27 protein-coding genes and 1 riboswitch are annotated in these 24,898 nt (G+C 47.7%); of the genes, 18 read left to right on the top strand and 9 right to left on the bottom strand.

Annotated elements, in window-relative coordinates:
• Positions 1–67 precede the first annotated feature (67 nt).
• The 3 genes from ACM6JA_RS10245 to murB all read right to left on the bottom strand — a co-directional run bounded on the left by ACM6JA_RS10245 (position 68) and on the right by murB (position 2,725).
• A complete protein-coding gene (locus tag ACM6JA_RS10245; RefSeq protein WP_414852183.1) occupies positions 68–1,258 on the bottom strand; it encodes a multidrug effflux MFS transporter in 1,191 nt (396 codons plus the stop codon).
• 187 nt (positions 1,259–1,445) lie between these two features.
• Positions 1,446–1,799, bottom strand: coding sequence for a HesB/IscA family protein (locus ACM6JA_RS10240; RefSeq protein ID WP_414852182.1), 354 nt, complete (start codon positions 1,797–1,799; stop codon positions 1,446–1,448).
• Positions 1,800–1,822: 23 nt separating this feature from the next.
• A complete protein-coding gene (gene murB, locus ACM6JA_RS10235; protein ID WP_414852248.1) occupies positions 1,823–2,725 on the bottom strand; it encodes a UDP-N-acetylmuramate dehydrogenase in 903 nt (300 codons plus the stop codon).
• A gap of 219 nt (positions 2,726–2,944) precedes the next feature.
• Here murB and ACM6JA_RS10230 point away from each other — a divergent pair, with 219 nt between their 5' ends.
• Both ACM6JA_RS10230 and ACM6JA_RS10225 read left to right on the top strand, forming a co-directional pair.
• Entirely contained in the window at positions 2,945–3,580 is a 636-nt protein-coding gene (locus ACM6JA_RS10230) for a helix-turn-helix transcriptional regulator (protein WP_414852181.1), read from the top strand.
• A 53-nt stretch (positions 3,581–3,633) separates the two neighbouring features.
• Positions 3,634–4,551 (top strand): phosphotransferase, encoded by a 918-nt coding sequence (locus ACM6JA_RS10225; protein WP_414852180.1) that lies wholly within the window; start codon positions 3,634–3,636, stop codon positions 4,549–4,551.
• A 55-nt stretch (positions 4,552–4,606) separates the two neighbouring features.
• Here the strand turns inward: ACM6JA_RS10225 and ACM6JA_RS10220 are convergent, their stop codons facing one another.
• Positions 4,607–5,848, bottom strand: a complete 1,242-nt coding sequence (locus ACM6JA_RS10220; protein ID WP_414852179.1) for a sigma-54 interaction domain-containing protein — start codon at positions 5,846–5,848, stop codon at positions 4,607–4,609.
• Between the two features lie 564 nt (positions 5,849–6,412).
• Between ACM6JA_RS10220 and fmdA the strand changes: the two genes are divergently transcribed.
• A complete protein-coding gene (gene fmdA / locus ACM6JA_RS10215; protein WP_106782843.1) occupies positions 6,413–7,594 on the top strand; it encodes a formamidase in 1,182 nt (393 codons plus the stop codon).
• A gap of 36 nt (positions 7,595–7,630) precedes the next feature.
• A complete protein-coding gene (locus ACM6JA_RS10210; RefSeq protein ID WP_414852178.1) occupies positions 7,631–7,942 on the top strand; it encodes an FmdB family zinc ribbon protein in 312 nt (103 codons plus the stop codon).
• Between the two features lie 62 nt (positions 7,943–8,004).
• On the opposite strand, the gene ACM6JA_RS10205 is transcribed toward ACM6JA_RS10210, so the two are convergent.
• Positions 8,005–8,739 (bottom strand): SDR family NAD(P)-dependent oxidoreductase, encoded by a 735-nt coding sequence (locus tag ACM6JA_RS10205; RefSeq protein ID WP_414852177.1) that lies wholly within the window; start codon positions 8,737–8,739, stop codon positions 8,005–8,007.
• A gap of 254 nt (positions 8,740–8,993) precedes the next feature.
• Here ACM6JA_RS10205 and ACM6JA_RS10200 point away from each other — a divergent pair, with 254 nt between their 5' ends.
• The 5 genes from ACM6JA_RS10200 to ACM6JA_RS10180 are packed head-to-tail and all read left to right on the top strand — an operon-like array spanning position 8,994 to position 14,321.
• A complete protein-coding gene (locus tag ACM6JA_RS10200; RefSeq protein WP_414852176.1) occupies positions 8,994–10,613 on the top strand; it encodes an AraC family transcriptional regulator in 1,620 nt (539 codons plus the stop codon).
• Positions 10,614–10,645: 32 nt separating this feature from the next.
• Complete coding sequence (locus tag ACM6JA_RS10195; RefSeq protein WP_414852175.1) at positions 10,646–11,239, top strand: nitroreductase; 594 nt, start codon at positions 10,646–10,648, stop codon at positions 11,237–11,239.
• Complete coding sequence (locus ACM6JA_RS10190; RefSeq protein WP_414852174.1) at positions 11,214–12,251, top strand: FecCD family ABC transporter permease; 1,038 nt, start codon at positions 11,214–11,216, stop codon at positions 12,249–12,251. The genes ACM6JA_RS10195 and ACM6JA_RS10190 overlap by 26 nt, the downstream gene beginning before the upstream one ends.
• Complete coding sequence (locus ACM6JA_RS10185; RefSeq protein WP_414852173.1) at positions 12,251–13,276, top strand: FecCD family ABC transporter permease; 1,026 nt, start codon at positions 12,251–12,253, stop codon at positions 13,274–13,276. Before ACM6JA_RS10190 ends, ACM6JA_RS10185 begins: the two co-directional genes overlap by 1 nt.
• Before the next feature lie 43 nt (positions 13,277–13,319).
• Positions 13,320–14,321, top strand: a complete 1,002-nt coding sequence (locus tag ACM6JA_RS10180; protein WP_414852172.1) for an ABC transporter substrate-binding protein — start codon at positions 13,320–13,322, stop codon at positions 14,319–14,321.
• A gap of 155 nt (positions 14,322–14,476) precedes the next feature.
• On the opposite strand, the gene ACM6JA_RS10175 is transcribed toward ACM6JA_RS10180, so the two are convergent.
• The gene (locus tag ACM6JA_RS10175; protein ID WP_414852171.1) at positions 14,477–14,599 is read right to left on the bottom strand and encodes a hypothetical protein; all 123 of its coding nucleotides are present in this window, start codon (positions 14,597–14,599) and stop codon (positions 14,477–14,479) included.
• A 442-nt stretch (positions 14,600–15,041) separates the two neighbouring features.
• On the opposite strand from ACM6JA_RS10175, the gene ACM6JA_RS10170 reads away from it, so the two are divergent.
• Entirely contained in the window at positions 15,042–15,638 is a 597-nt protein-coding gene (locus tag ACM6JA_RS10170; protein WP_414852170.1) for a PepSY domain-containing protein, read from the top strand.
• A 30-nt stretch (positions 15,639–15,668) separates the two neighbouring features.
• On the opposite strand, the gene ACM6JA_RS10165 is transcribed toward ACM6JA_RS10170, so the two are convergent.
• Positions 15,669–16,007, bottom strand: coding sequence for a metallophosphoesterase family protein (locus ACM6JA_RS10165; RefSeq protein WP_414852169.1), 339 nt, complete (start codon positions 16,005–16,007; stop codon positions 15,669–15,671).
• 125 nt (positions 16,008–16,132) lie between these two features.
• Between ACM6JA_RS10165 and ACM6JA_RS10160 the strand changes: the two genes are divergently transcribed.
• On the top strand, positions 16,133–17,065 hold the full coding sequence (locus ACM6JA_RS10160; protein ID WP_414852168.1) for a manganese-dependent inorganic pyrophosphatase: 933 nt from the start codon (positions 16,133–16,135) through the stop codon (positions 17,063–17,065).
• 50 nt (positions 17,066–17,115) lie between these two features.
• On the opposite strand, the gene ACM6JA_RS10155 is transcribed toward ACM6JA_RS10160, so the two are convergent.
• Complete coding sequence (locus ACM6JA_RS10155; RefSeq protein ID WP_414852167.1) at positions 17,116–17,286, bottom strand: hypothetical protein; 171 nt, start codon at positions 17,284–17,286, stop codon at positions 17,116–17,118.
• A 136-nt stretch (positions 17,287–17,422) separates the two neighbouring features.
• Between ACM6JA_RS10155 and ACM6JA_RS10150 the strand changes: the two genes are divergently transcribed.
• Positions 17,423–18,181: a MerR family transcriptional regulator gene (locus tag ACM6JA_RS10150; protein WP_414852166.1), complete on the top strand. Its 759-nt coding sequence runs from the start codon at positions 17,423–17,425 to the stop codon at positions 18,179–18,181.
• Between the two features lie 47 nt (positions 18,182–18,228).
• On the opposite strand, the gene ACM6JA_RS10145 is transcribed toward ACM6JA_RS10150, so the two are convergent.
• Positions 18,229–18,813 carry a pyridoxamine 5'-phosphate oxidase family protein gene (locus tag ACM6JA_RS10145; RefSeq protein WP_414852165.1) on the bottom strand — a complete coding sequence of 195 codons (585 nt, stop codon included), beginning with the start codon at positions 18,811–18,813 and terminating at the stop codon, positions 18,229–18,231.
• A gap of 168 nt (positions 18,814–18,981) precedes the next feature.
• Between ACM6JA_RS10145 and ACM6JA_RS10140 the strand changes: the two genes are divergently transcribed.
• The 6 genes from ACM6JA_RS10140 to ACM6JA_RS10115 all read left to right on the top strand — a co-directional run bounded on the left by ACM6JA_RS10140 (position 18,982) and on the right by ACM6JA_RS10115 (position 24,730).
• The gene (locus ACM6JA_RS10140; protein ID WP_414852164.1) at positions 18,982–19,926 is read left to right on the top strand and encodes an MBL fold metallo-hydrolase; all 945 of its coding nucleotides are present in this window, start codon (positions 18,982–18,984) and stop codon (positions 19,924–19,926) included.
• Positions 19,927–20,077: 151 nt separating this feature from the next.
• Positions 20,078–20,228: riboswitch (cobalamin riboswitch) on the top strand.
• A gap of 156 nt (positions 20,229–20,384) precedes the next feature.
• Positions 20,385–21,380, top strand: coding sequence for an ABC transporter substrate-binding protein (locus ACM6JA_RS10135; RefSeq protein ID WP_414852163.1), 996 nt, complete (start codon positions 20,385–20,387; stop codon positions 21,378–21,380).
• Between the two features lies 1 nt (position 21,381).
• Positions 21,382–22,419 carry a FecCD family ABC transporter permease gene (locus tag ACM6JA_RS10130; protein ID WP_414852162.1) on the top strand — a complete coding sequence of 346 codons (1,038 nt, stop codon included), beginning with the start codon at positions 21,382–21,384 and terminating at the stop codon, positions 22,417–22,419.
• Between the two features lie 8 nt (positions 22,420–22,427).
• Positions 22,428–23,204 (top strand): heme ABC transporter ATP-binding protein, encoded by a 777-nt coding sequence (locus tag ACM6JA_RS10125; RefSeq protein WP_409174725.1) that lies wholly within the window; start codon positions 22,428–22,430, stop codon positions 23,202–23,204.
• Between the two features lie 24 nt (positions 23,205–23,228).
• Positions 23,229–23,795: a bifunctional adenosylcobinamide kinase/adenosylcobinamide-phosphate guanylyltransferase gene (gene cobU, locus ACM6JA_RS10120; RefSeq protein WP_414852161.1), complete on the top strand. Its 567-nt coding sequence runs from the start codon at positions 23,229–23,231 to the stop codon at positions 23,793–23,795.
• 278 nt (positions 23,796–24,073) lie between these two features.
• Positions 24,074–24,730, top strand: a complete 657-nt coding sequence (locus ACM6JA_RS10115) for a YitT family protein (RefSeq protein WP_007716449.1) — start codon at positions 24,074–24,076, stop codon at positions 24,728–24,730.
• The last annotated feature ends 168 nt before the right edge of the window (positions 24,731–24,898 follow it).

Genomic DNA, 24,898 nt, shown 5'->3' with positions numbered 1-24,898 from the left:
TATACGGGCAAAAAGCCGATTTTCTCTAAGAGAGAATCGGCTTTTTGATATTGATAGGATGAATGGGCTACTTGGCTGTATGGCTAACTGTCATTTGTTTACTAACAAGCACCATGATGATCGTCAATAGCAAGAAGTAGAGTGGCATGGTGACGAGCGAGCCATTATGAAAATAACTCATGCCGCTGGTGATAAGACTGACGACGATGTAGTAACCCAAACCAAAAATAGCGCCAGCTGTCCCGAGTACATCGCTGTAGTGGACAAGGGCTAAACTCAGGCAGTTTGGAATCATGATTCCAATCCCCAGCAGAAGAGTAAAGATAGAGGCTACCATGATCGCCATCGAAATAACGGACGGACTCACTCCATACAAAGTGAAGCTTGTGAGGCATACCGCCCCTAAAGTCGTCACCAGTGAGCCGATCAGGATAATGTTCTCAGCCGGGTATTTGGTTAGCAGTTTTTTCGAGAGCATGGCTCCGATCACAGAAGCCAACGCTACGAAAATACCCAAAAACCCAAACACACCAGGTGTCATACCGAAAAACGCAATGAAAATAAATGGAGCTTCGGCATAGTAACTGAACAATATGCCATTTGTCGCCCCAATTAAGAAACCAAAAGCCAAAATCTTTTTGTCCGTAACAAGTCGTTTGGCTACAGCAAGCGTACTTATCTTGGAAGCTGTAGATGTTTTGGTCTCGGGCAACGAGACAAACGCGTAAGCAAAAATCGCTAGGCTCATCGCAATCAGCGTGAAGAAAACAGCCTGATATCCAAACGATTGATCCACCCAACCACCGATTAAGGGGCCAATTGCAGGCGTAAAAGCGAGAGCAGCGGAAATCTGAGCAAAAACAGCATGTCGCGTGGTGGTATCGGTACTCTCTCGTAAGATGGTTTGGGTTACCACCGATCCTGCACTCGCACCGAAAGCTTGAATGAACCGACTCCATAACAACCAATCAGCCGAATCAGAGAGGTAGCAACCCAAACTGCCAAGTCCGTAAACGAAAATTCCCCAGAGCATGGCAGGGCGTCGACCGATAGAGTCAGAGAGTCTTCCCCAGCAAAATACACCAAAGGCAAAACCGAGGAAGTAAATACTGAGCGTCAGTTGGATCATATTGTTACTGGCATGAAGACTATTGGCGATATCAGGTAACGAAGGTGTGTAGATCGTTTCGCTAATTTGCGGAAAACCCACCAGGATGATCAACAGTAGCAAAGATGGTGTTGAGATTTTTCTATTCACTTGTCCATTCCCCCTACATTCCGAAAATCTCAAACAGCGCAGGAGGGAGATTACGGAATTGGGGGTTTACATTTAATGAGTCTTGAAAATGAAAGCATATTGTCACCTTACATAAGGAATAGGGGGAAATTTTTCAATAGAATAGCATTCATTTGGAGTCGGTGACAAGTCATTTTCGTCTGGTGTTTTACTCACACTTTTCTCTTTTTCCTCGATGTAGGGCTGTACGGAAGCTGCTTCCACAACCGCAGGTTGCGACTGCATTCGGATTTTGGATCGTAAATCCACCCATCATCCCTGTCTCTTTGTAGTCGATTTCGACGCCATCGACATACGGATAGCTTTCTGGATTGACGACCAGCTTCACACCATCCATATCGATTGTAGTGTCGCCTTCTTGATAGGTATCATCAAAACCAAGTCCGTAGGTCATCCCGGAGCACCCTCCGTCCTTCACGCCAAAGCGAATGAAGAGAGAAGAGCTTTCTTCTTCGAGCATATTTTGAATGCGAGACACGGCAGCTTCGCTGATTTGAATCATCGTGGGACCTCCCTTTTTTATGCTTACTGTTCACCTACGATCACAACCTCAGGAACAAGGTGAATGCCTGATTGGCTGTGAACTTTTTCCTGGATCTGCCTCATGAGTGTCCGTACATCAAGTGCGGTGGCATTGCCGGTATTCATAATAAAATTGGCATGCTTGCTCGATACTTCCGCACCTCCGTACCGCATGCCCTTTAAGCCAGCATCTTCAATGAGCTTTGCAGCAAAATGACCTGGGGGATTTCTGAATACACTACCTGCACAGTCAAACGGCAGAGGCTGTGTTTTTAAACGTTTTTCTTTATATTGGTTCCACTGGAGCTTGATGCTTTCGCTGTCGCGCGGGCTCAGCTCAAAAATAGCTTCCGTGATAATGACATCAGTATCTTGCAAGGAAGAGTGGCGATAAGAAAAATCCAAATCTCCAGCACACAAGGAGCGAATGGTTCCCGCTTGCGTGATCACTTCAGCTGAATAGAAAATGTTCGCTATATCTGATCCGTTCGCGCCCGCATTCATATACACAGCGCCACCGACAGACCCGGGTATTCCGCCTGCGAACTCCAAGCCACTGAGCCTGTGCTTGTTTGCCAACGCTGCGAGCTTGATCAAGGAGTAGGCGGCCCCTGCATAAATCTGATTGCCCACGATCCGGGCATAGTCCAAAGCTTTGTTTAATGTAATGACCGCGCCACGATAACCCTTGTCTGTGACTAAAAGGTTGGAGCCCTTTCCCATCACCATCCATGGGACATGATGTTCATTCAGTATTTGCAGGACCATGATCAGTTGGGATTTACTGCTCGGTGTAATCAGTAAATCCGCAGGTCCGCCAATTTTCCAGGTAGTATGTGCCGCCAAAGGCTCCTGATAAGTCACTTCGACCTGTCGTTCACGGAGAAGGGAGAATACAGGTTTCATTCGTTTCACCTATCCTTCTTGGAAAAAAGCACCTTGCACTACAATCACAGTATATGCACTATTTTATATATATTCAACTAAAATGTTTAATAAATTGCAATTGCGTAGGTTTTGCGATGAACAAAGAGTGTACTTTATAAACATGTTTGTTGAATTAGTTATACAAAGGACATATACTGTGAGCGTATCGTTCTTTTCCAATAAAGGGGCGAAGAGAAAATGGAGAGATATAGACACCTATCAACACGTGAATACATTCTATTGTTGCTGAAAAGGGAAGGGGAGCTCAGCACAAAGGATTTGCAAAACAGGCTGGAGCTCACAAAGGTAGCTGTCAGCAGGCAAATGATTTACTTGGAAAAAGACGGTTTTGTTGTGTGTAGAGTAGGCCGTCAAAAAGCAGGTAGACCGATGCACTACTACTCGTTGACACAGCAAGGTAACGAACAATTTCCGAATGATTATGGGCAATTGGCCGTGGATTTGATGGAGCATATCGTGCTGGCAGACGGGGAAGACCGAGTGGATCAATTTTTCGCAAGACAGCAAGAGAAGGTTATCCAGAAATACGAGGGACAAATGGAAGGAAAAGCGCTATCTGAAAAGGTGGCAGAGATGGCACGCATCCAAGATGAGAACGGATTTATGGCGAGATGGGAACAGGTAAGTGATGAGGAATATGTGATCACGCAGCACAATTGTCCCTATTTTAAAGTAGCAGATCGGTATCAGATGATCTGTACAAGAGAGCTTAATTGTTACCGAGCGTTACTCCAGACGAGTGTAGAACGGACCGAATGCGTGGCAATCGGCGGTAAGAAATGTGTCTATCAGATCCGTTCTACGCAATCGTAGCTACAAAGCACCATCACGGCAGATGAAACGACAAATGGGAGGGAACGAACACAATGACCAACTCGAATCCATGGGATGCTGACTGGGAAGTATCTGAACCATTGGCACGCGAACTCATCTTCCGTCAGTTTCCGCAGCTATCTTCTATGCCCATTAAGCTGATTGGCTGTGGTTGGGATAACGTGGTCTTTCGAGTGGGGGGCGAATATGTTTTCCGTTTTCCCAGGCGGAATGTCGCTGTTGAACTGATCAAAAAGGAAGGGGTGCTGCTTCCAAAACTTGCGGCATTCCTGACGATACCGTATCCGAAGCCAGTTTTTTATGGAGAACCAAACAACGACTATCCATTTCCTTTTTTGGGGTACAGGTATGTACCGGGAACGTTTCCAAAAGGCTTGACCGACGAGCAACGCGCTTCATCGGCAGTGGCACTTGCGACGTTTTTAAAAAGTTTGCACTCGTTTCCGCCCCAGCGTGCCCGCGAGAACGGGATCGAGCATGATCACAGGAACCTCCTGGACATTGCACAGAGAAAAGAAAAGATGCAGACGTTCTTGTCTACCTTAGCTGTACATATTTCTGAAGAAGATCGGGATGCGATCGTGAATTATTTAGGGCAAGTCGTGATAGACCGAATAAGTCCGCGTGAAGTGCTCCTGCATGGAGACTTGCATGTTAAAAATATGCTGGTAGATGAAGCTGGGCATATATCAGGCATCATCGACTGGGGAGATCTCAATGTGGGTCACCCGGGAGCGGATTTAAATGTGGCCTACAGTTTCTTACCGCCACAAGCCCGCCTGTCATTTTTTCATGCGTATGGAGAAGTGGATGAAGAGACAAAAATATTGGCCAGGATGATGGCGGTGTACATTCCGATGCTGCTCTGGATGCAAGCTATTGATCACAAGGACGAAGAAGTGGCAGAAGAAGCAAGAATGACTATAAGGCGAGCACTCGCTGACGATTAGGGCATCGGTAAAATGTTTCGGGGGACAAGCTGCTTACGCTCATCCCCCGATTTTCTTATCCGATTCCTAACTCTTCCATTTTTCGATATAGGGTGCTTCGCGCAATTCCTAGCTTTTTGGCAGCAGCGCTGATGGACGGAGCTTGTGTGATGGCTTGCTGGATCGTCTGTCGCTCTAATTCGCGCAATAATGGCAAACGTTCACCGGATGTTTCTTGCAGTCCGTACTGTTGCTGCCATTCACTCGGAAGATGGTGAGAGGTGAGCCACGAATCAGCGTACGCATGTAAAAAGGCTCGCTCTATGATATTGCGCAGCTCACGAATATTTCCGGGCCATGAATGCTGCTGCAAGATCGCCAGGGCAGATTCACAGATACCTGTCGGACCGCCAGCGTATTGGGTATGAAGCTGCTGGAGGAACTCGTTAGCCAAGCTTGCAATGTCTTCCTTGCGTTCGCGCAGGGGAGGGATGCGTATTTGCAGGACATTGAGCCTGTAGTAAAGATCTGCACGAAACTGCCCATTCCGTACTTCTTCTTCAATGGAACGATTAGTGGCAGCGATAATCCGAATGTCCAATGACTTTTCTTCGTGAGAGCCCAATCTCGTCACTTTGCGTTCTTCGAGGACGCGAAGCAAAAGCACTTGTAGCTCCATGCTCATTTCCCCGATTTCATCGAGAAATAGCGTTCCTCCATTTGCTGCTTCAAATTTTCCTGATTGCCCGCCTTTTTTTGCTCCAGTAAAAGCTCCTTCTGTATATCCAAATAGCTCACTTGCGATCAGTTCACGCGGAAGTGCTGCGATATTGACCGCAAGAAAAGGGCCGTCTTTTCGTGAACTGGAGGAGTGGATGGCACGTGCCAGAACTTCTTTGCCACAGCCTGTTTCTCCGAGCAATAACGTATTTGATAGAGATTGTGCAGCGATACGCGCTGTATGTAGTTGGGCGTGATAGAGGGGACTATTTGTATGAATCTCTGAAAACGAGTAACTGCTAGCTGTCTTTGACAAGGCTGACGTGCATGGGCGAATAAAAAAGAGGCGATACCACGTCTTTTCCCCCAGATCGAGTTCCTCCAAGAACCAATTGGTTAAGCGGTCTTGTTCCCAGTCCGACTCGAGCACGAGGCCTTCAACTAACGAAAATCGTTCTTGTGCTCGCTTGTTAGCAAAAAGTACGACGCGCTCGTCACTAAGTGCGATGAGGTATTCTTGGCTATTCTCGGCCCATGCGAAAAGAAGACTCTTCCAATTGGGAGCAGAATGAGAGGTATGCCTGAGAGCTGGAATCATAGGATCAGTTTGGAGTGCAGAAGAACGTCGCGTAGTGGAAAGGGATAGCGGGAAAAGTGGCAAAGAGCTATTTTGTAGCAAATGGATTAGCGCATCCCTGATCAGAGAAAATTCGTAGGGTGATAGATTCGCAGAGGCCTGTAATTGCTGATAGAGAGAATGAAAGACTGCAGGAGGGATCGCGCGATGATGGGAACGCTCGATTACGGAAGAAAAATCGAAAGACGAGAGCAGTATGCCGGCTTCAAAAATCGTTCTCGCATCCTTTCTTGGTAATAGTTTGTTTGTTCGATCGTGGGACAGGTGTCCGACAAGGAAGCAGGGAAACAAACGACACACAATGACGAAAGCGATACAAGAGATGAGGGAATTTTCCGATCAAAGACAGATCAACGGCATGACCTGTTTTGCGACAAGCTCTTTGTATTAAGTATACAGGAGAAAATAGCCAAAAGAATCGGTATCATCAAATTTTTATCGGGACCAGCAAGCATTGGCATGTCATTTGCTTCTTTTTGTGTATGTACGGCATACGCCATTTTGAACAAGTGAGGGGGAAGCAGCATGCCAGAAGTTTTATTTCGAGTTGACTTGAACAAACCGATGGAGGAGCAGGATACACCTGGTCACAACAGATGGCATCCAGACATTCCAGCAACCGTTTCGGTGAATCCAGGAGCTGTTTTCCGCATGGAATGTAAGGACTGGACGGACGGGCAGATCGCGAACAACGATGACCCTTCCGACATTCGCGATGTCAATCTCAATCGCGTCCATGTGCTCAGTGGGCCTGTCTGGGTGAATGGAGCAGAACCAGGCGACCTCTTGGTTGTCGATATTCTCGATATCGGGGCACTCCCCCAATCGGAATGGGGCTTTAACGGGATTTTCGCCAAAGAAAACGGCGGGAGCTTCCTCGTCGATCATTATTCGCAAGCGGCCAAGTCGATCTGGGACTTCCACGGCATTTACACGACCTCTCGCCATTTGCCAGGAGTCAAATTTGCTGGCATTCTTCATCCAGGCTTGATTGGTACGGCACCGTCCCATCAGCTACTGGATCGCTGGAACCGAAGAGAGAGCGACCTCGTAGCGACAAATCCTGAACGAATGCCGCCACTCGCGAATTTGCCGACCCCGCACAGTGCCGTGTTGGGCAGTCTAAAAGGAGCAGAGTTTGATCGGATTGCCAGAGAAGCGGCTCGAACAGTTCCCCCTCGCGAGCATGGCGGAAACTGCGATATTAAAAACTTGTCCAAAGGCACTCGCATCTACTTCCCGGTTTATGTAAATGGAGCGAAGCTGTCCATGGGCGATTTGCATTTTTCACAAGGAGACGGAGAAGTGACCTTCTGCGGCGGAATTGAAATGGCTGGTTGGCTGGATCTTCATGTGGACGTCATCAAGGGCGGGATGGCGAAGTATAACATCGTGAACAACCCTGTTTTCAAACCAGGTCCAGTAGAGCCTCGCTATACGGAATACCTCGTTTTCGAAGGAATTTCCGTCCATGAGACGACAGGGCAGCAGCTGTACATGGATGCGCATGTCGCTTACCGTAATGCATGCCTGAATGCTATCGAGTATTTGAAAACAGCAATGGGTTTCACGGGGGAGCAGGCATACATGCTGCTGGGGACGGCACCAGTGGAGGGAAGAATTGCGGGGATCGTAGATATTCCGAACGCGTGCTGCACTTTGTCTATCCCGACAAGCATTTTTGATCGAGATATTTTGCCGAAGTAGCCAAGAAAAAGACCGCGAAAGAAGGAGCCAAATACGATGCCGAGATACGATTACATGTGCGAGGAATGTGGTCCATTTGTACAGTGGTTGAAAATGAGCGAGCTGACAGATAGCGTTGCTTGCCCCGATTGCCAGCTACCGTCAAAGCGTTTGTATGCTGCACCAGGATTGATCATGACACCGCAAGCACTGCGCCAACGGATCGAGCGTGGTGTGGAACCGAAAGTTGTACGGAGACAAGTGCATTCTCATGAAGGAGCAGGGTGCAGCCATAGCCACGGTAGCCAGGCGCATCGGGGACATACCCACAGCCGTGGGGGCAAACGCCCATGGATGGTAGGGCACTAAACGGAATTGATGAAAGGGCGTTCATTCAGTCTCCAGCTGTCTGAATAAACGCCCCTTTGCTATTACCGCAGATATCCTCCGTTGTTGATGTCAAAAGTCGCTCCGGTGTAGTGTTTGGACTTCTCCGACAGCAGGAAAACGACGGTATCCGCCACGTCCGCAGGCAATACAGGGCTGTCAATGAGGCCATGAGCGAGATATTCTGCCCGACGCCACTCTGGAATGGTGTCCATCATCGACGTAGCAACCATGGTGGGTGCTACCGCATTGACACGGATGTAGGGAGAGAAGTTCATCGCGCAGCTTTTCGTCAAGCCGAGAATCGCCGCCTTCGAGGCTCCATAGACTGCATCCGAGCTGCCCTCGATTCCGGATACAGAGGACAGGTTGACGATCGTTCCACGTTTTTTGGCAGGAAAAAGGAGCTTCCCGAGCATCTGTGAGAAATAAATGTAACCTTTTACGTTAATCGCGAGCACTTTTTCAATCGTTTCGGAGTCGTAGTCCAGTATGTTTTTCGCTAGGTAAATGCCGGCGTTATTGACAAGACTGGTACAATCCGCATGCTCTGCCTCGATATGCGCAAAAAAAGCCGCGACCTCCTCATATTTGCTAACATCCACACAATACGTATGTAGTCTTTCTGCTCGATCCATCTCTTCTTCCAGTGCGAGCAAGGCTTTCTGATTGAGGTCACACGCGATGACAGCGGCCCCTTCTTGCAGGCATTGCATTACTACGGCTTTCCCGATCCCAGAAGCTGCTCCCGTTATAATTACTTTTTGATTGCTCAGCATACCTGTACCTCTTTCTGTCTGTGATTTAGTAGAAACATAGGTAGAAAATATGAGATGCTTTGTTAACATATAAGTTCATTTAGAAATATTTGTCTACAAGGAAAGTAAAACGTCGAGTGGTCATCTTGATGGTCGTTAGGCGTTTTTTTGCTTTTTCTCAATCAAGTGCAATTGCAGTTTTGTCAAGTCTCTCGTACAATTGGTGAGAATTGTTATCAATAGATTGCTACATCATGATTTTAGAGGAGTCAGTTATGGGAAAAACAGACAAATATCGTGATCCGAATGTCATCACTGTAAATGATGTGCAAGTTTTGTCCATTTCAAAAGAATGGAAGCTTGTAGAAGCGAGAGATAGAAGCGAACAAATAATCATTTTGGTAATAGAGGGCAGGGCGTCGTTTCGGTTGGATAAGACAGGAGGGATGCTTAACCAGGGAGATTTCATGGTCATATCTCCAGAGGATATGCAGGAAGGGCTTGCCCTTTTGCCCATTACGGAGAACATCTATGTTTGTTACGTGGCGCTTTTTGCTGCTCATGCCAGAAAAGAAAGGGATGGCTGGCTCATAAACGAAGTGATGCTACCGATCCAGGGGAAGCACCATATTGAAACAATCTCCTTGATTCACCACCACATCGAACAATTGCATTTGGCATGGAGAAAAGATCACTTCGATCAGCCAACCATGCAAATTCTTTTTTGGAAGCTATGGCAAGCTATTATGGCTGGAGTCACGCTGCAAGAGAAAAAAACAGATCGACAGCAACTTCTTCAAGGGATCGCTGAGCATATGGAGCAGCATTGTGAGGAGACTTTTCAGATTGAGGAGATGGCTCGCTACTCAGGAATGACGCCGACCCTTTTCTATCAGCAGTTTAAGGAGTACACCTCGCTCACTCCCTTGCAATTCATCAATCGGAAACGAATGGAGAAGGCCTGTCAGCTTCTGGTGGCGGAGGACGTGATGATTCCTGAGGTAGCTAATGAAGTGGGCTATCGGGATGTGTACTATTTCAGTCGGATGTTTAAAAAGATCGTTGGCGTTCCCCCTTATCGCTTCAAGAAATCGTTACAAAAGAAAATCGCCGTACTCCATCCAGCAATCATCGGTGATCTGCTCGCATTGGGGGTTTCGATCCAACATCTGATCCCTGTTTGGGAAAAGCATCGGCAAAAGAGACCGTACTCCCAGATGGAAGCAGCCACGCTGGAATTTGACTTGTACCGTCTGCGCCAGATGGAGCCGGATTTGATTGTTGGTACAGATCAGGTTGCACCCTGGCTTGAACAAATGGAAGCCATTGCACCAACACAGCTCATTCCTTTCAAATCAACGACCTGGCGGGATCATTTGCAGCAGGTAGCTACCATGCTGGGAATTGCAGAAGTGGCGACGAGTTGGCTCTATTATTATGATCTGAAAGCAGTTGCAGCCCGCGAGCGTATCCGCAAAAAAATTGGGAATGAAACCGTTATGGCAGTGAGGGCTTGGGATGGTGGAGCCCGTATATTTGGTGCGAGAAGGCGGAAAATTTCCGATATTTTATACGGAGACCTCCAGGTAAGACCTCCAGTGGGAACAGATCATTTTGCCTTTCTGGATATCGCGAGCCTGGATGAGCTTCATGATTTTCAGGCTGATCATATTCTGCTATTCGACGAAAGGAAAATTCGAACAGATGTACGCAAGCATCGTTTGAAAGGGAATGTACATCGAGCTGGGGTATATCCTTGGCTGCATTATTCCGCACTAGGCCATGAGCAAGCCATATCAGAGGCGCTCACGCATCTTGCAGAGTCACAGGAATGTACAAAAAAGGAATCAGGTTCTTCAATTTTCTTGCGGCCACAAGTTTGTGATAATGATTGAGAATGAGTATCACTATTGTTGGAGGGAACGAGATGAAGTCACCATTGTATCCGATTGCACAAGCGATCCGTGACCGCAGAACCATAAAGAAATTCAAGCCAGACCCGATTCCACTGGAATTGATTCGTGAGTTACTGGATGTAGCTGTCTGGGCACCTAACCACGGACTACGCGAGCCTTGGCGATTCGTCCTTTATGTGGAAGAAGGGAAGCGGGTTGTTGTCGATGCCATTCTTCAAAACGCCATGAAAAAAAGAGATCCGGAATTGCTTTTACGCGTCCCAGCATATCTTTTGGTTATCGTAAATGAAGACTCTCGGCAAAGAGAACGGGAAGAGGACTATGCGGCAGCCTGCACTTTGATTCAAAACTTTCAGCTAGCGGCGTGGGAGCGGGGATTGGGCGTCGTTTGGAAAACGGAACCGTTCACGTATCAAGCAGGATTTTTGCAAGCGGTTGGGGTACGTGAGGAGGAAAAACTCGTAGGAATGCTTCAGCTTGGCTTTCCGGAGGTCATCCCGGAAGCACGAGCGAGAACGGCTGCAAGCGACAAGCTGACCGTGATTCATTCGAACGTTGCTCTGGAGGATAAGAAGGGAAATGTCACTGTCACAGCCGATCGCTAAAAATGCTTCGCTTCGAACCAGGCCGTGGATGGCGACCGTGTTGATTGTTGCGGGGATTTGCGCCATCGTGTTCGGGCTAGGTTCATCCATTATCACGGGAGTGGCTAACATCTCGTTTGCGACCGTATGGAACTCGATTTTTCACTATGATTCTAGCAACGAGCATCACGTCATTATTCAAACACTGCGAATGCCGCGTGCCTTGGCAGGAGCGCTGGTAGGAGCTGCTTTTGCCGTAGCAGGAGCCATTATGCAAGGAGTCACGAGAAATCCGATTGCCGATACGGGCTTGATGGGCATTAATGCAGGGGCTGGATTCGTGCTCGTACTCGTTTTTGCTTTTGCACCAGGACTCCCTTTTGAGTCTATTATTTTCTTTTCTTTTATGGGAGCGGGTGTGGGGGTTGGGCTTGTTTATGGACTGGCCTATTTTTCCAAAAACGGTTTGACACCTTTACGACTCGCGTTGGCGGGGGCAGTCGTCAGCTCGCTCATCTCAGGTATCAGTCAGGCGATTTCCCTGTTGTTTCAGATCAACTACGATCTGGCTTTCTGGTCAGCAGGAGGGATCTCTACAGCAGAGTGGTTTCAAGTATCCGTCATGATGCCATGGATTGTGGGAGGAATCATTGTGGCCATGATCCTTTCTCGCTCCATTACCATTTTGAGTCTGGGAGAAGAGATCGCAGCAGGACTCGGACAAAAGACCAGGCTGGTGAAGGGGTTGTCGGCGGTTGTCGTCATGGTGCTGGCAGGTGCTTCGGTCTCAACGGTTGGCGGTGTTGGGTTTGTCGGTCTCGTCGTCCCACATATCGTCCGTTTTCTGGTCGGGGTTGATTACCGCTGGATTATTCCTTGTTCGGCAGTCATGGGAGGCGTTTTGGTTGTTTTTGCAGACATCGGAGCCAAAATGATAGCAATGCCCTACGAGACACCGCTTGGCGCCATTATCGCTGTCATCGGAGTCCCTTTCTTCCTGTACCTGGCCCGTAAGGAAAGGAGGGAGTGGTAATGGACATCGATCTATTTTCCCAAAAAAGAAAAAGTCGTAGTGTCCGACTGATCCTTCTATTCGCGGTACTTTTGCTTGTCGGTTTTGTCCTGAGCTTGAACACGGGACCGTATAGTATTGGTCCCTTCGAGGTGTTACAGACGTTGCTGGGGGAGGGCTCGAAAAAGCAGAATCTCGTGTTGTTTGAGCTGCGGCTTCCTCGCATGGTGATAGCGGTCATGATTGGGGCTGGGCTAGCTGTATCGGGGGCGATTCTGCAAGGAATCTCTCGCAATGGTCTGTCTGACCCCGGTATTCTTGGAATCAGTTCAGGTGCTGGACTGGCCGTATTGTTGTTCGTCTCTCTTTATCCCGCGACGAACATGGCTCCGCCTTTTTTGATGCCGTTTCTCGCACTCATCGGTGCCACTGCCACAGCAGCCATAATTTATATGCTTGCATACAAGAAGGGGCACGGCATATCTCCTACCCGTCTCTTGCTTACAGGGATTGCAGTAGGGGCGGGACTTAGCGCCATCAGCATTATTTTGACACTTCAGTTGAATCCGCGAAACCTCGAGTTTGTCGTCACTTGGCAAATGGGATCGTTGTGGGGTTCCAATTGGAAGTTCGTGCTGGCACTTTTGCCGTGGATGGTGATTCTGCTGCCGTACGTGTATCGGAAGGCAAATGTGCTGAACCTGCTCAGTATGAACGAACAAATTGCAGCAAGTCTGGGCGTATCTCTTCAACGGGAGCGACTTGCCTTGATGGCGGGAGCGGTTGGTCTGGCTGCGTCGAGTGTAGCGACAGGCGGAGGCATAGGCTTCATCGGCTTGCTTGGCCCACATATCGCGCGCAGATTGGTCGGACCCCAGCATCAATACATGCTGCCTATTACGGCGCTCGTCGGTTCATTGCTCGTATTGGCCGGGGATACGATAGGGCGAAGCATCATGCCGGCTACGGAAGTACCGGCGGGTATTGTCATTTCCCTCATTGGGGGGCCTTATTTTTTGTATTTGTTGATCCGGACAAAGGGGTAAGACACGTTTGAAATCAGGAGATGAAAAAAGGAGTTCAATCGATATGAAAAAGAAATTATCAGGCATTCTGTCTGTAATCATAGCGACAGTTGTCGTGGCGGGGTGCGGAGCAGGACAGGCGACTACAAACACAAACGCTAACAATAAAGCGCAAACGGCTGAAGCGGGAGTAGCACAATCCGATACGAAAGGGACAGGGGAGCCTGTGTATCCTCGAACCATCAAGCATACGATGGGGGAAGTCACATTGGAGAAAAAGCCGGAGCGTGTCGCTTCTGTCGATATCATGGGAACAGATTACTTCCTCGTGCTAGATTTTGCTCCGATTGTATCGGAAGGCTTTGATTCGACGAAAAGTAAGTCACCAATTTTTGCAAAGTATGCGGAAGGTAAAACAGTGAAGGATCTGGGTGGAAAAACGAATTTGGAGACTTTGTTGGAGATGGACCCAGAGGTCATTGTCATGACAAGCACCGGAAAAGGCTCCAGATTTGAGGAATTCAACAAAATGGCTGATTCCATCGTCATTGATTTCTCAGTGGATGCACCCACCCGCCTCATGAAAATAGCTGAAGTTATTGGCAAAGAAGATAAGGCGAAGCAAGTTTTGGCCGATTTTGATAAGCTGAAAAACGAAGCAAAAGCAGCAGCAGACAAGCATAAAGGAGAAACAGTGCTATTCCTCGTTTCCAATGGCAAGGATTTTACGGTGATGCATCCCAAAAACTTCCCGATTTACTATGAGGAAGTGGGACTAACACCGATAGCAGGATTGCCCGAGGATGGAAAGATTGGGGGGCGTATCGGAATCGAGGCGTTGAGTGAGCTCGCTCCCGATCATATCTTTATTGCCGAGAACCGCCGTTCGGCAAAAGCAGAGGAGCCGGAAGGGTTGATTCATATCTGGAAGGATCATCCTGTCTGGAAAAACCTCAAAGCAGTGAAAAACAACCATGTATACACGATGGATACACTCGCGGGCGATACGTTCTTCCTGGGAGAAATCGCTGGATTGGAAGCCATTAAGAACAATCTCGGAAAATAGAAATTTGCTACTGCTCATTCTGAGAATTTTCCATACAAGCGCCTACCGAGCTCTCCCCGAGGTTCGTAACCATTCCTGCTGTCACTCCTTTTTCACATGAATGGTTCTAGCAGAAATATAAGAAGCACTCTACAAGATTAGTAGAGTGCCTTTTTTCATTTCCGATTGCCTGATTCTGTATAGGCATATGAGATAGCTTGGGTTGCTTGTGCAGTCAATTGGATACGTGCTGGGTTTTTTACTTCCAAGGTCATAACCGACATGACGACCGTTTGCATGGTGACGAGAAAATAGATTCAAAAAAAGATGTTTTTCAAAAGTGGTGATTCCACGGAAAAATCGTTTCTCCTTCTCATGTAAGAAAAATAGAAAGTAGTTAGAAACGATATGTATTACACTGCCATTCACGCTCTCTTTCGTATGTCATCGAGTTGGTTGTTGTCCACTCGATTGCTTTTATTATACGGATTAAAGCGGAAAGCACGCAAAAGCACGGATGTTTCATTTCCGTCGATTTACAGCCGGAATGGATCATTTTTGCCAGTAGAAAACACTCGCTCTTTTTGTTAATCGCTGTGGCTCTCCGGCAAACATGAATTCTGTGAGAGGTCTCATCTATTTTCTCATCAATTTCTAATCTCTCTCTTTTTTTCCCTTCATCTGTCCTTTTTATGATAAAGGAGATCAAACAAAACCAGCCGAAAAAAGGAGCGAGATCATATGAAAAAAGTAGTCATGACCATGGCAGGAGCACTGATTGTAGGGAGCCTCAGCGTAACAGCGTTTGCACATAGCAACCAATACTACAGCGTACCGCAAAAGAACACTTCTACCGTGTACCTGCAAATCGACGATGATGTGAAACACAACTGGGCGAAGCTCGTGCGCATCACGCCTGAAAAAGCACTGAAAAAAGTTCGGGATGCACAGTCTGGTGTCGTTACCGAGTGGAAGCTGGATGAAGAGGACGGTTTCCTCGTATACAAAGCAGAGATCAAAAACAAGCATCAAGAGATTGACGTGTACGTCGATGCGATGACTGGAGATGTGTGGCAAACAGTTGACCACGATGATGACGATGATCATGACGACGACAACGACGATCAGTGGAAAAACCAACCAGTGAAAATCAGTGTAGAGCAAGCGAAAAAAATCGCTTTGGCTAAAGTGAGCGGCAACATCAAATCCATCAAGCTGGATGAAGACGATAACCACTATGTGTATGATGTGGAAGTGAAAACGCCTAAAGGACAGGAAGTAGATTTGGAGATTTCCGCTACGACAGGCGCTGTACTGGATGTAGACTGGGACGATTAATCGATTCCGCTATCTTTCTCAACCGACCCTTTAATAAGTAGAGGGGCGGTTTTTTCGTGCGATGGCCTCCAAAAATTCCATTGCTTCTTGAGCCGTAGGTATTTTTCGGACATTCTCTTCGGCAAATTGCTGAGCTTGCGGATAGTTCGTGGAAGCGATTTGTTTTGCAGCTGCCTCTACGTCATAGGGTGTAAAGCGATGTTCATAGCGGTCACCATCAAGTAGTAACCAGTATGCACCTGGTTCGTCGGCAAACGGCATGCCCACACTTCCAGCATTGAGAATACGCAGCTCGCCAAGTCGACGTTCAAATTGGACATGTGTATGACCACAGATGACCGTTCGTTGCTGTGTCCCCTCGAATCCCATTTTTTTCCGAATGATCTCAAAACCTTATTTCCAACGATCGAGTTTGAACCTATAATGTATCTTGGGCACAACCTCTAAGCTATGGTATAATTTTGACGCCAAATCACGATTAAGGAGTATGGATGATGGAAAAAAAATTAATCTTCGGTCATAAAAATCCAGACACAGATTCCATTTGTTCAGCACTTGTGTACGCTGACTTGAAAACAAAACTGGGCGCGAATGTAGAGCCTGTACGCCTGGGTGTAATCAGCAGCGAAACAGCATTTGTGCTGAATTACTTCCAAGTAAAAGAGCCGCGCCTCGTAGAAACAGTGGCGAATGAAGTAAATGAAGCCATCCTTGTAGACCACAACGAGCGCCAACAAAGCGCGAATGACATTGAGCAAGTGCAAGTGGTAGAAGTGATCGACCATCACCGTATTGCGAACTTTGAGACGAGCAATCCTCTCTACTTCCGTGCCGAGCCAGTTGGATGCACCACAACCATTTTGAAGAAAATGTACAAAGAAAACGGCGTAGACATTCCAAAAGAGATGGCGGGCTTGATGCTTTCCGCGATCGTTTCGGATACATTGCTGCTGAAATCCCCGACTTGCACAGAGCAAGATGTAGCCGCTGCTCATGAGCTGGCTGAAATCGCGGGTGTTGATTTGCAAGCATACGGTCTGGAAATGCTCAAAGCAGGCGCAGACCTGAGCGACAAAACAATCGCACAACTGCTCACATTGGATGCAAAAGAGTTCCAAATGGGCAATGCGAAAGTAGAAATCGCACAAGTAAATGCAGTGGATGTAAATGATGTACTCGTACGCCAAGGCGAACTGGAAGCGGCTATGAATGCAAACATCGCTGAAAAAGGTCTGGACTTGTTCGTGTTTGTTGTAACGGATATCTTGAATAACGATTCTGTTGCGATCGCTCTCGGCAGCGCAACGCAAGCAGTAGAAAAAGCGTACCAAGTAACATTGGTGGACAACAAAGCTGTTCTGAAGGGCGTTGTCTCCCGCAAAAAGCAAATCGTACCAGTATTGACCGATACGTTCCAAGCTCTGTAAGAAATAAGAATGGCTGCCCAAGCACAAGTTGCGGGCAGCCTTTTCTATTTTTACATTCCTTGGGTAGGGTTGTTGTGCATTTGGAACAAGGTTTGCTGGTTATAAGCATCGTCGCTGTAATGGGTGATGGCATGTTTATCTCTCGCTCTTAGACTAAGCAGCCCTGTTAATCCCCATCCTGCACCGAGTAAGGCTACAATGAAGCCGATGATATAGAGCATCGAAATCCCTCCTTGTATGGCTTTCTCTATATTTTAACAAATTATGAAAATGGAGTAACGCCAATTTTATTATGAAAATGTGTTTGACATTGACGGTCCGTAAATGTGTACGATCAATTTGTCAGGAGGAATGAACATGGAATATACGGTGCAAAAGCTAGGACTCCTGGCGGGTGTCAGCACCCGGACGCTCCGATACTACGATGAAATTGACCTTCTCAAGCCGGCGAGAATCAATTCGTCAGGGTATCGCATTTACGGACAGCAAGAGGTGGATCGATTGCAGCAAATCCTTTTTTACCGCGAGCTGGGTGTGAGCTTGGAGGAGATCAAGGAGATCCTGAATTCACCAACCTTTGATGCTGAACGGGCACTGCGGGAGCACCGCGAGAAGCTCCTGGAAAAGCGAGCGCAATTGGATGCGTTAATCGCCAATGTCAATTTGACCTTAGCACAAAGAGAGGGGACCAAAACGATGAGTGACAAACAAAAATTCGAAGGCTTCAAGCAAAAGTTGATTGACGACAACGAGGCTCAGTACGGAGAAGAAATTCGTGCAAAATATGGAAGTGACCAGGTTGACAAATCCAATCAGAAAATCAAAGAAATGACCAAGCAGGAGTACGCTGCACTAGAGAAGTTGAATGAAGAACTGCATGAGACGTTGGCACAGGCTTTTGCGACGGGAGATCCTGCTCATGAGCTTGCCCAAAAAGCAGCGGATCTTCACCGTCAATGGCTTAGCTTTTATTGGGACAGCTACAGTAAAGAAGCGCACGCAGGTCTTGCCCAGATGTACGTCGATGACCCGCGTTTTACCGCTTACTATGACAAGGATCAGCCGGGTGTAGCCGAGTTTCTCAGAGATGCAGTGGTCATTTATACGAGTAAGTAAAGAGATTTCAAAAAAAGAAGCTGCGAGCAGGGCAGCTTCTTTGTGTTTTACTTTTCGTTATCCCCTCCTACTGTGGGAAAAAGCTTTTGTCCCAATGGGGTTGGCAATCCATCCATGCTTACTACGTTGTTTTCCTTTTGATAATCAAGCAGTTCTTGTTCGTCTTTAGCCAAGGTCCATTTTTGAAGGGTGTCGCGTTCTTTTGAAAAGGAATAGAAGGGGATAGCCCAGCCGCAAGAGGTCTTTACTTCCTGTATGTTGACGGTAATGATTTGACGAGCGCCAGGGAGAAGCGGGAAGTCTTTTACGAGCTCATCCCACCGAGGCGTATCTGGGAGAATAACCGTCCCTTTGCCGAATAGGCGCATGATGAGAGGGGGGCCTTCAAACGCACAGAACATAAGAGTTATCCTGCCATTTTCCTGGAGATGAGCGCTGGTTTCGTTTCCACTTCCAGTCAGGTCCAAATAGGCGACCTCGGTAGGCGATAATATGCGAAAAGAATCGTACCCTTTCGGTGAAAGATTCACGTGACCATCTGTGTCCATAGGAGCAGAGGCAACAAAAAACATCTGTTGCTTCTTGATGAACGCCTCATGCTCAGGTCGTAATTCAGAAAAAAGCTTCCCCATTTTCGCACTCCTCCAGATAATGGAATTGTTTTTGCTGCCCTCATATTATCATGAAAATATGAAGATTTTGTGTTATGCATTCCCAATCCGTCCCAAATAGATGGTAAAGTGTAAATATTCACGCATCACAATAACTACACGAGACTTTTGAAAAGGAGGAGTATTTACATGCAAGCAACAGAGCCAATTTATTTAGGGAAACGCATCCATTTAATAGACGGTTTCGATATGGGCTGGGCAGAACGTACAGGGACGTATGTGATCGCGGAAGAGGAGCTCACATTGGTAGAAACAGGGCCAAGCCCCTCCGTCCCATACATCAAGGCCGGTCTCGCCAAGCTCGGTTATACACCGGAACAAGTAAAATACATCATCGTGACGCACATACACTTGGATCATGCAGGAGGAGTAGGACTGTTTCTGAAGGATTGTCCGAACGCAAAGGTCGTCGTCCACCCGAAAGGTGCACGTCATCTCGTAGATCCGAGCCGACTGATCGCAGGGGCGAGAGCGGTGTATCATGATGATTTTGATCGATTGTTTGATCCGATTGAGGCGGTTCTCGAGGAGCGGATTTTGATTCGCGGGGACGGGGATACACTAAAGATCGGAGAGAATTGCGTGTTGGAGTTTCTGGATTCGCCAGGGCATGCCAATCATCACTTCAGCATCTACGATCCAGTAAGCCGTGGCATGTTCACAGGTGATACCGCAGGTGTACTCTATCCACAGCTTAAAAAGGATGGCATACACCTCGTGCTTCCATCTACTTCGCCGAATCAGTTTGACCCGGATGCCATGTTAGCGTCTCTAAGCCGTTTTGAAGCGCGGAAGCTAAGTCGCATTTACTTTGGTCATTTTGGGATGTCAGAGCAGGTAGACGACGTGTACCGCCAAATACGTGAGTGGCTCCCCGTGTTTGTGGCGGAAGGAGAATCAACGATTGCTGCCGGGCAAACCTATGACGAACTGTCTCGTAAGTTATTTGAACGAGTCTCGGATCATCTACAGTCACAAGGCATCAGTGGTGACCACGAAGTTTTCGAGGTACTCAAGCTCGATTTACAAGTATGCTCCATGGGCATTCTAGATTGTTTGCACAAACGAGGGTAATAGCCTGCCAAAAGCTTTACATTTGCCTGAACCTTTTGTTCAGGCGTTTTTCATTTTTAGGAGGCAAGAAAGTATTGGCTTATGTGTTTGTCATTCTTTTTTCATCCAAGGAATGCTATGATGTAGGGTGAGTCATGGACTGTGACAATTTCAAACGTAACAACAAATAGGTGCCTCGTCTTTTTAACAAAAAGATCGGGTGAAAAGGGAAGTCGGTGAAAATCCGACGCGGTCCCGCCACTGTAAATCGGCTCGTTCCTCAGCCGTAAGCCAGGAGACCTGCCTGTTTGTTTTAGTGCCTGTTGCCTTCGCGGAAAGGATCGGCCTATTTCAGGAAACAGACCGTCCTGTCTGTTTGCCCCTGAGGTGCCGACCCTTTGATTTCCGAATGGAAGCAAGGGTCGATTTTTTTATTGGAAGGTACAGTCAATCAGACATGCAGAAAGGAAGTTCTACATATGAAACGTTCATTGCAATTTATGATCCCACTACTAGTTGCGGCGAGCCTCGCAGGTTGTGCCGGTAACGATAACGGCCAACCAGCACCAGGTGGACAAACAAGCGCACCGCAGACAGCACCGCAAGAGAATGCGGCCGAGCAGCCTGCAAAACAAACAACGTATCCGTTGACAGTTACGGATGCGACAGGAAAAGAAGTAACCTTTGCAAAAGCTCCTGAGCGAATCGTCTCGACATCACCTGCCGAGACAGAAATTTTGTTCGCATTAGGCTTGGAAGATCGGATTGTAGCTGTCTCAGACTATGATGATTATCCAGATGCTGCGAAGGCAAAGCCGAAAATTGGCGGAGTCGTCAAACCAAATGAAGAAGCGATTCTCGCTCAAACGCCGGATATGGTCGTTGGTGGGATTTCGATGGAAAAGCCAGTGGCTGACAAGCTCAAATCTCTCGGAATGCCAGTCTATATTACCCATCCGACAAAGATGGACGACATCCTAAACAATGTTTTGGCGATGGGCGTTATCACCAACACACAGGAGCAAGCTGAAAAAGTCGTCGCGCAAATGAAGAAGGATATCGCGTACGTTCAAGAAGCAGTGAAAAATGTAAAACCGGAAGAGAAGAAAAAGGTATACCTGGAATTTTCCCCAGGCTGGACAGTCGGAAAAGGCGAATTCATGGACGAACTCATCACACTGGCTGGGGCGACAAACATTGCCTCCGACACCGAAGGATGGAATCCGATCAGTGAAGAAAAGATTTTGCAAAACGACCCAGACGTCATTTTGTATGCGAGCGGAATTACCGATGAAAAGACAGGCGTCAAACTGGAGGATATGATCGCCAAGCGTAATGGCTGGGATAAAATGAAGGCGATTCGTGAAAAACAAATCTTTGGCATGGACCAAAATATTTTGTCCCGTCCTGGTCCGCGTATTACACAAGGCTTGATCGAAGTAGCCAAGGCGATTTACCCTGATTTGGTGAAATAAAATGAAGAAACGATTGTTCATATGGGGAGGAGTCAGCTGTCTCGTCCTTTTGGCATCAATAGTCATCAGCATCTCGATGGGAGCGGCACACCTCCCCATTTCGCAAGTATGGCTCATCCTGCTCCATCAAATCCCTGGCTTGTCTGAGTGGATCACCGTAACGTGGCCGGAGTCATCTGAGCAAATTGTCATGAAGGTTCGTTTTCCACGCGTTGTATTGGCTGTCTTGATTGGGGCCTGCTTGTCACTTGCAGGAGCGGGCTTTCAGGGAGTTTTGCGCAATCCGCTCGCCGATCCGTTTACGATGGGCGTGGCATCCGGTTCTGCTGTCGGAGCAGCTTTCTTGATCCTTTTTGGCTTGCAAATCAGCTTTTTGGGTGCATGGAGCACGCCTGTCGTCGCTTTTCTTACAGGACTGCTCAGTCTATGGATCGTCCTCGGACTCGCGAACACGCAAGGAAAGCTGCAAACGGAGAGCCTGATTTTGTCTGGGGTAGTGGTGCAGGCTTTTCTCGGCTCTCTCGTTTCATTTATGGTGTCGCTATCCGACCAGACGGTGAATGAGATCGTGTTCTGGCTTATGGGCAGCCTGTCATTTCGCGGCTGGGCCTTTACGTACGTCTTGATTCCTTACTTGGTCATCGGAGGCATGGTGCTCGTTAGCTATGCGCGTTCCCTAAACCTATTTGCGTTGGGGGAGCGGCAGGCTGCGCATCTCGGCGTCCATGTGGATCGAACGAAGCTGGTGGTTCTAGTCGTCTCGACTCTCCTGACTGCAGCGGCGGTTTCTATCGCGGGAATTATCGGGTTCGTTGGCCTGGTGGTACCGCATCTCGTCCGAATGCTGGTTGGTCCTGACCATCGTATTTTACTTCCGATGGCTGCGATCTGCGGTGGTATTTATGTGCTGTGGGCCGACACTCTTGCCAGAATGCTGCTGAGTCCAACGGAAATCCCGCTCGGTGTCGTGACAGCATTTCTGGGAGCACCGTTTTTCGCCTATTTATTGAAGCAAAATAAACGCTTTAGGAAGAGGTAACGTAAGTAATGATCAATGTGCGCAACTTACAAAAATCGTATCAAGATACGCCTGTTTTGCACGGCATCGATTTTTGCGTGGACAAGGGAGAATTTTTTGGCATCATCGGACCGAATGGAAGCGGTAAATCCACCTTGCTGAAAATGATTTCAGGTGTCATCAAGGCAGATGCAGGAGACATTTTGCTTCAAGAGAAAAAGCTTCATTCATATCCACGCAAAGAGCTTGCCAAAATACTGGCTGTTTTGGAGCAAGAGGGTCTGCCGCCAGTCGGTTTTCGTGTCCGAGAGGTGTTGGAGATGGGGCGCTTTCCTTACCAAAATTGGCTAGGGGAAGAGAAGCAGGATGTCGCATCGCTCATTGATGAAATCGTTCAGATGCTCGGTCTTGAACATTTGGAAGAGCGCACACTGGATCAGTTGAGTGGTGGAGAAAAGCAGCGCGTAGCTTTAGGGAAGGCATTAATCCAAAGACCTCAGGTGCTGTTGCTCGATGAACCCACGACTTACCTCGATATCGGGTACCAGATTCAACTCATGGACATCGTGAGAAAATGGCAAAAGACGACGCAGGTGACGGTCATTGCTGTGCTGCACGATCTGAATCTGGCCTCCCTATACTGCGATCGTATTTTGATGCTGCATAAAGGAAAGCAGATAAGCGTTGGCGCTCCAAAAGACATCTTGCAAAGTGACAGGATAGAGGCTGTATACGGAACCAGACCGATTGTCATGGAGCATCCTGTCCATCATTTGCCACAAATTATTTTGCAATCGCAAGTATAAGAGGTTGTTTAAGGAGACAGAAGCATGATCGTACTCATTACAGGCGGAGCACGCAGCGGAAAAAGCACGTTTGCCGAAAAATACGCGGCTCATTTGGGCTCCTCGGGTGTTTACATCGCGACCGCACCAATCACTGATGAGGAAATGGAAGAGCGGATCCTGCACCATCGAGACCGCCGCTTGCAGTCCAATTTTCCTTGGCAAACGATCGAGGAGCCGTACGCATTGACAGAGTGGCTAGCGAAGCTGGGAGCACAAAAGGACATACAAGAACAGCAGACAGTGATTTTGGTTGATTGCTTGATCCTTTGGGTGTCCAATTGGTTGCTGCATGATGGAGAGGAGCAGCCGTTTGAGCGAGTGCTCCAGCAGGTTGATGTGCTGGTAAACAAGCTAAAAGACTACCCAGGGACGGTTTTGCTGGTGACAAACGAAGTAGGCGACGGACTCGTCCCACAACATCCGTTGGGCCGTAAGTTCCGTGACTTAGCGGGCTTGATGAATCAACGCGTGGCAGCTGTTGCAGATCAAGTTTTTCTTGTCACAGCAGGGATTCCGGTGGAGTTAAAAGGACAAGCTTTCCGATTTTAACTCGGTGAAAAGACGCTTTCGAGTCGTCTTTTCACTTTTTTTATGGTATAATACAAGAAAAGCCATGGAAGGGATCAGGATACCATGCGTCCCCATAGGACGATCTGGAAACGTTTTGACCTCTCCTACATCTAGCTTCGTAGTAGTCGATCGTCACTGAAGACGACTAATCTACTACGAAAGCGAGGCCCTTTGTATGAGTAGCGACTTATACTTGCGATGTTCCTCGGTAGTCGGTTGGTCGTCTGTGCCTAAACCGACAAAAATGCGAGGAAACCATGATGAAGAGAGCGCTGCAGTTATCTAAGCGTTACAGTATGATTTTGTTTGGAGCTTGTTTACTTGCTTTTGCGTATTATCACATTAACTTTCAGAACCATTTATCTGAAGGTGGGTTTGTTGGCTTGGGGTTATTGGCGAAATACGCCTTTGACTTGTCGCCAGCGATGGTGATGCTTTTGCTGGATATTCCACTGTTTTTGGTTGCCTGGTTAGTAAGAGGCCGCCAGTTCATTTGGGACACGATCTTTGCATCACTTGCTTTTACCGGGTTTTACGATTTGTTTGAACGATTTTCACCGATTGTCATGGATATGAGCAGAATGATGCCGCTGGCGTCTGTCTTGTCCGGTGTATTGACCGGGCTGGGTACCGGATTGGTTCTGCGCTATGGAGCTGCGACAGGTGGAGACGATATTTTCTCCCTGTTGATCAGTAAGTACACGGGATTGTCCATTGGTACGGTCTTTCTTTTACTGGACGTCATTGTGCTTTGCATGTCGTTCTGGTTCGTACCGATGAAAGAGATGATGTATACCATTTTGGCCGTTGTCATTTCCAGCCAAGTCATCACCTGGACCGTCAATCATGGTGCAGGAATGGAGGTCATGGAAGAGGAGCACGGGCATGGAAGCGTCTCGATGACCCACCGGTAATGAGTAGATATTCAGTTGAAAAACATGCCTATACAAAAGCAAGCAAAAGGCCAAGTCGGTTTTCATGTCGACTTGGTCTTTTGAACGTTTATGACCGTTTTTGTACATAATATCCTGCTTTCCTAGTGGATACTAACCAACACAGATACTATCGAAGGAAAGGAACTG

It is taken from the genome of Brevibacillus sp. IT-7CA2 (assembly GCF_949767855.1).
Lineage (GTDB): Bacteria > Bacillota > Bacilli > Brevibacillales > Brevibacillaceae > Brevibacillus.
The sequence above is the reverse complement of the archived record's forward strand: the minus strand, read 5'-3'. Positions and strand labels throughout refer to the sequence as shown.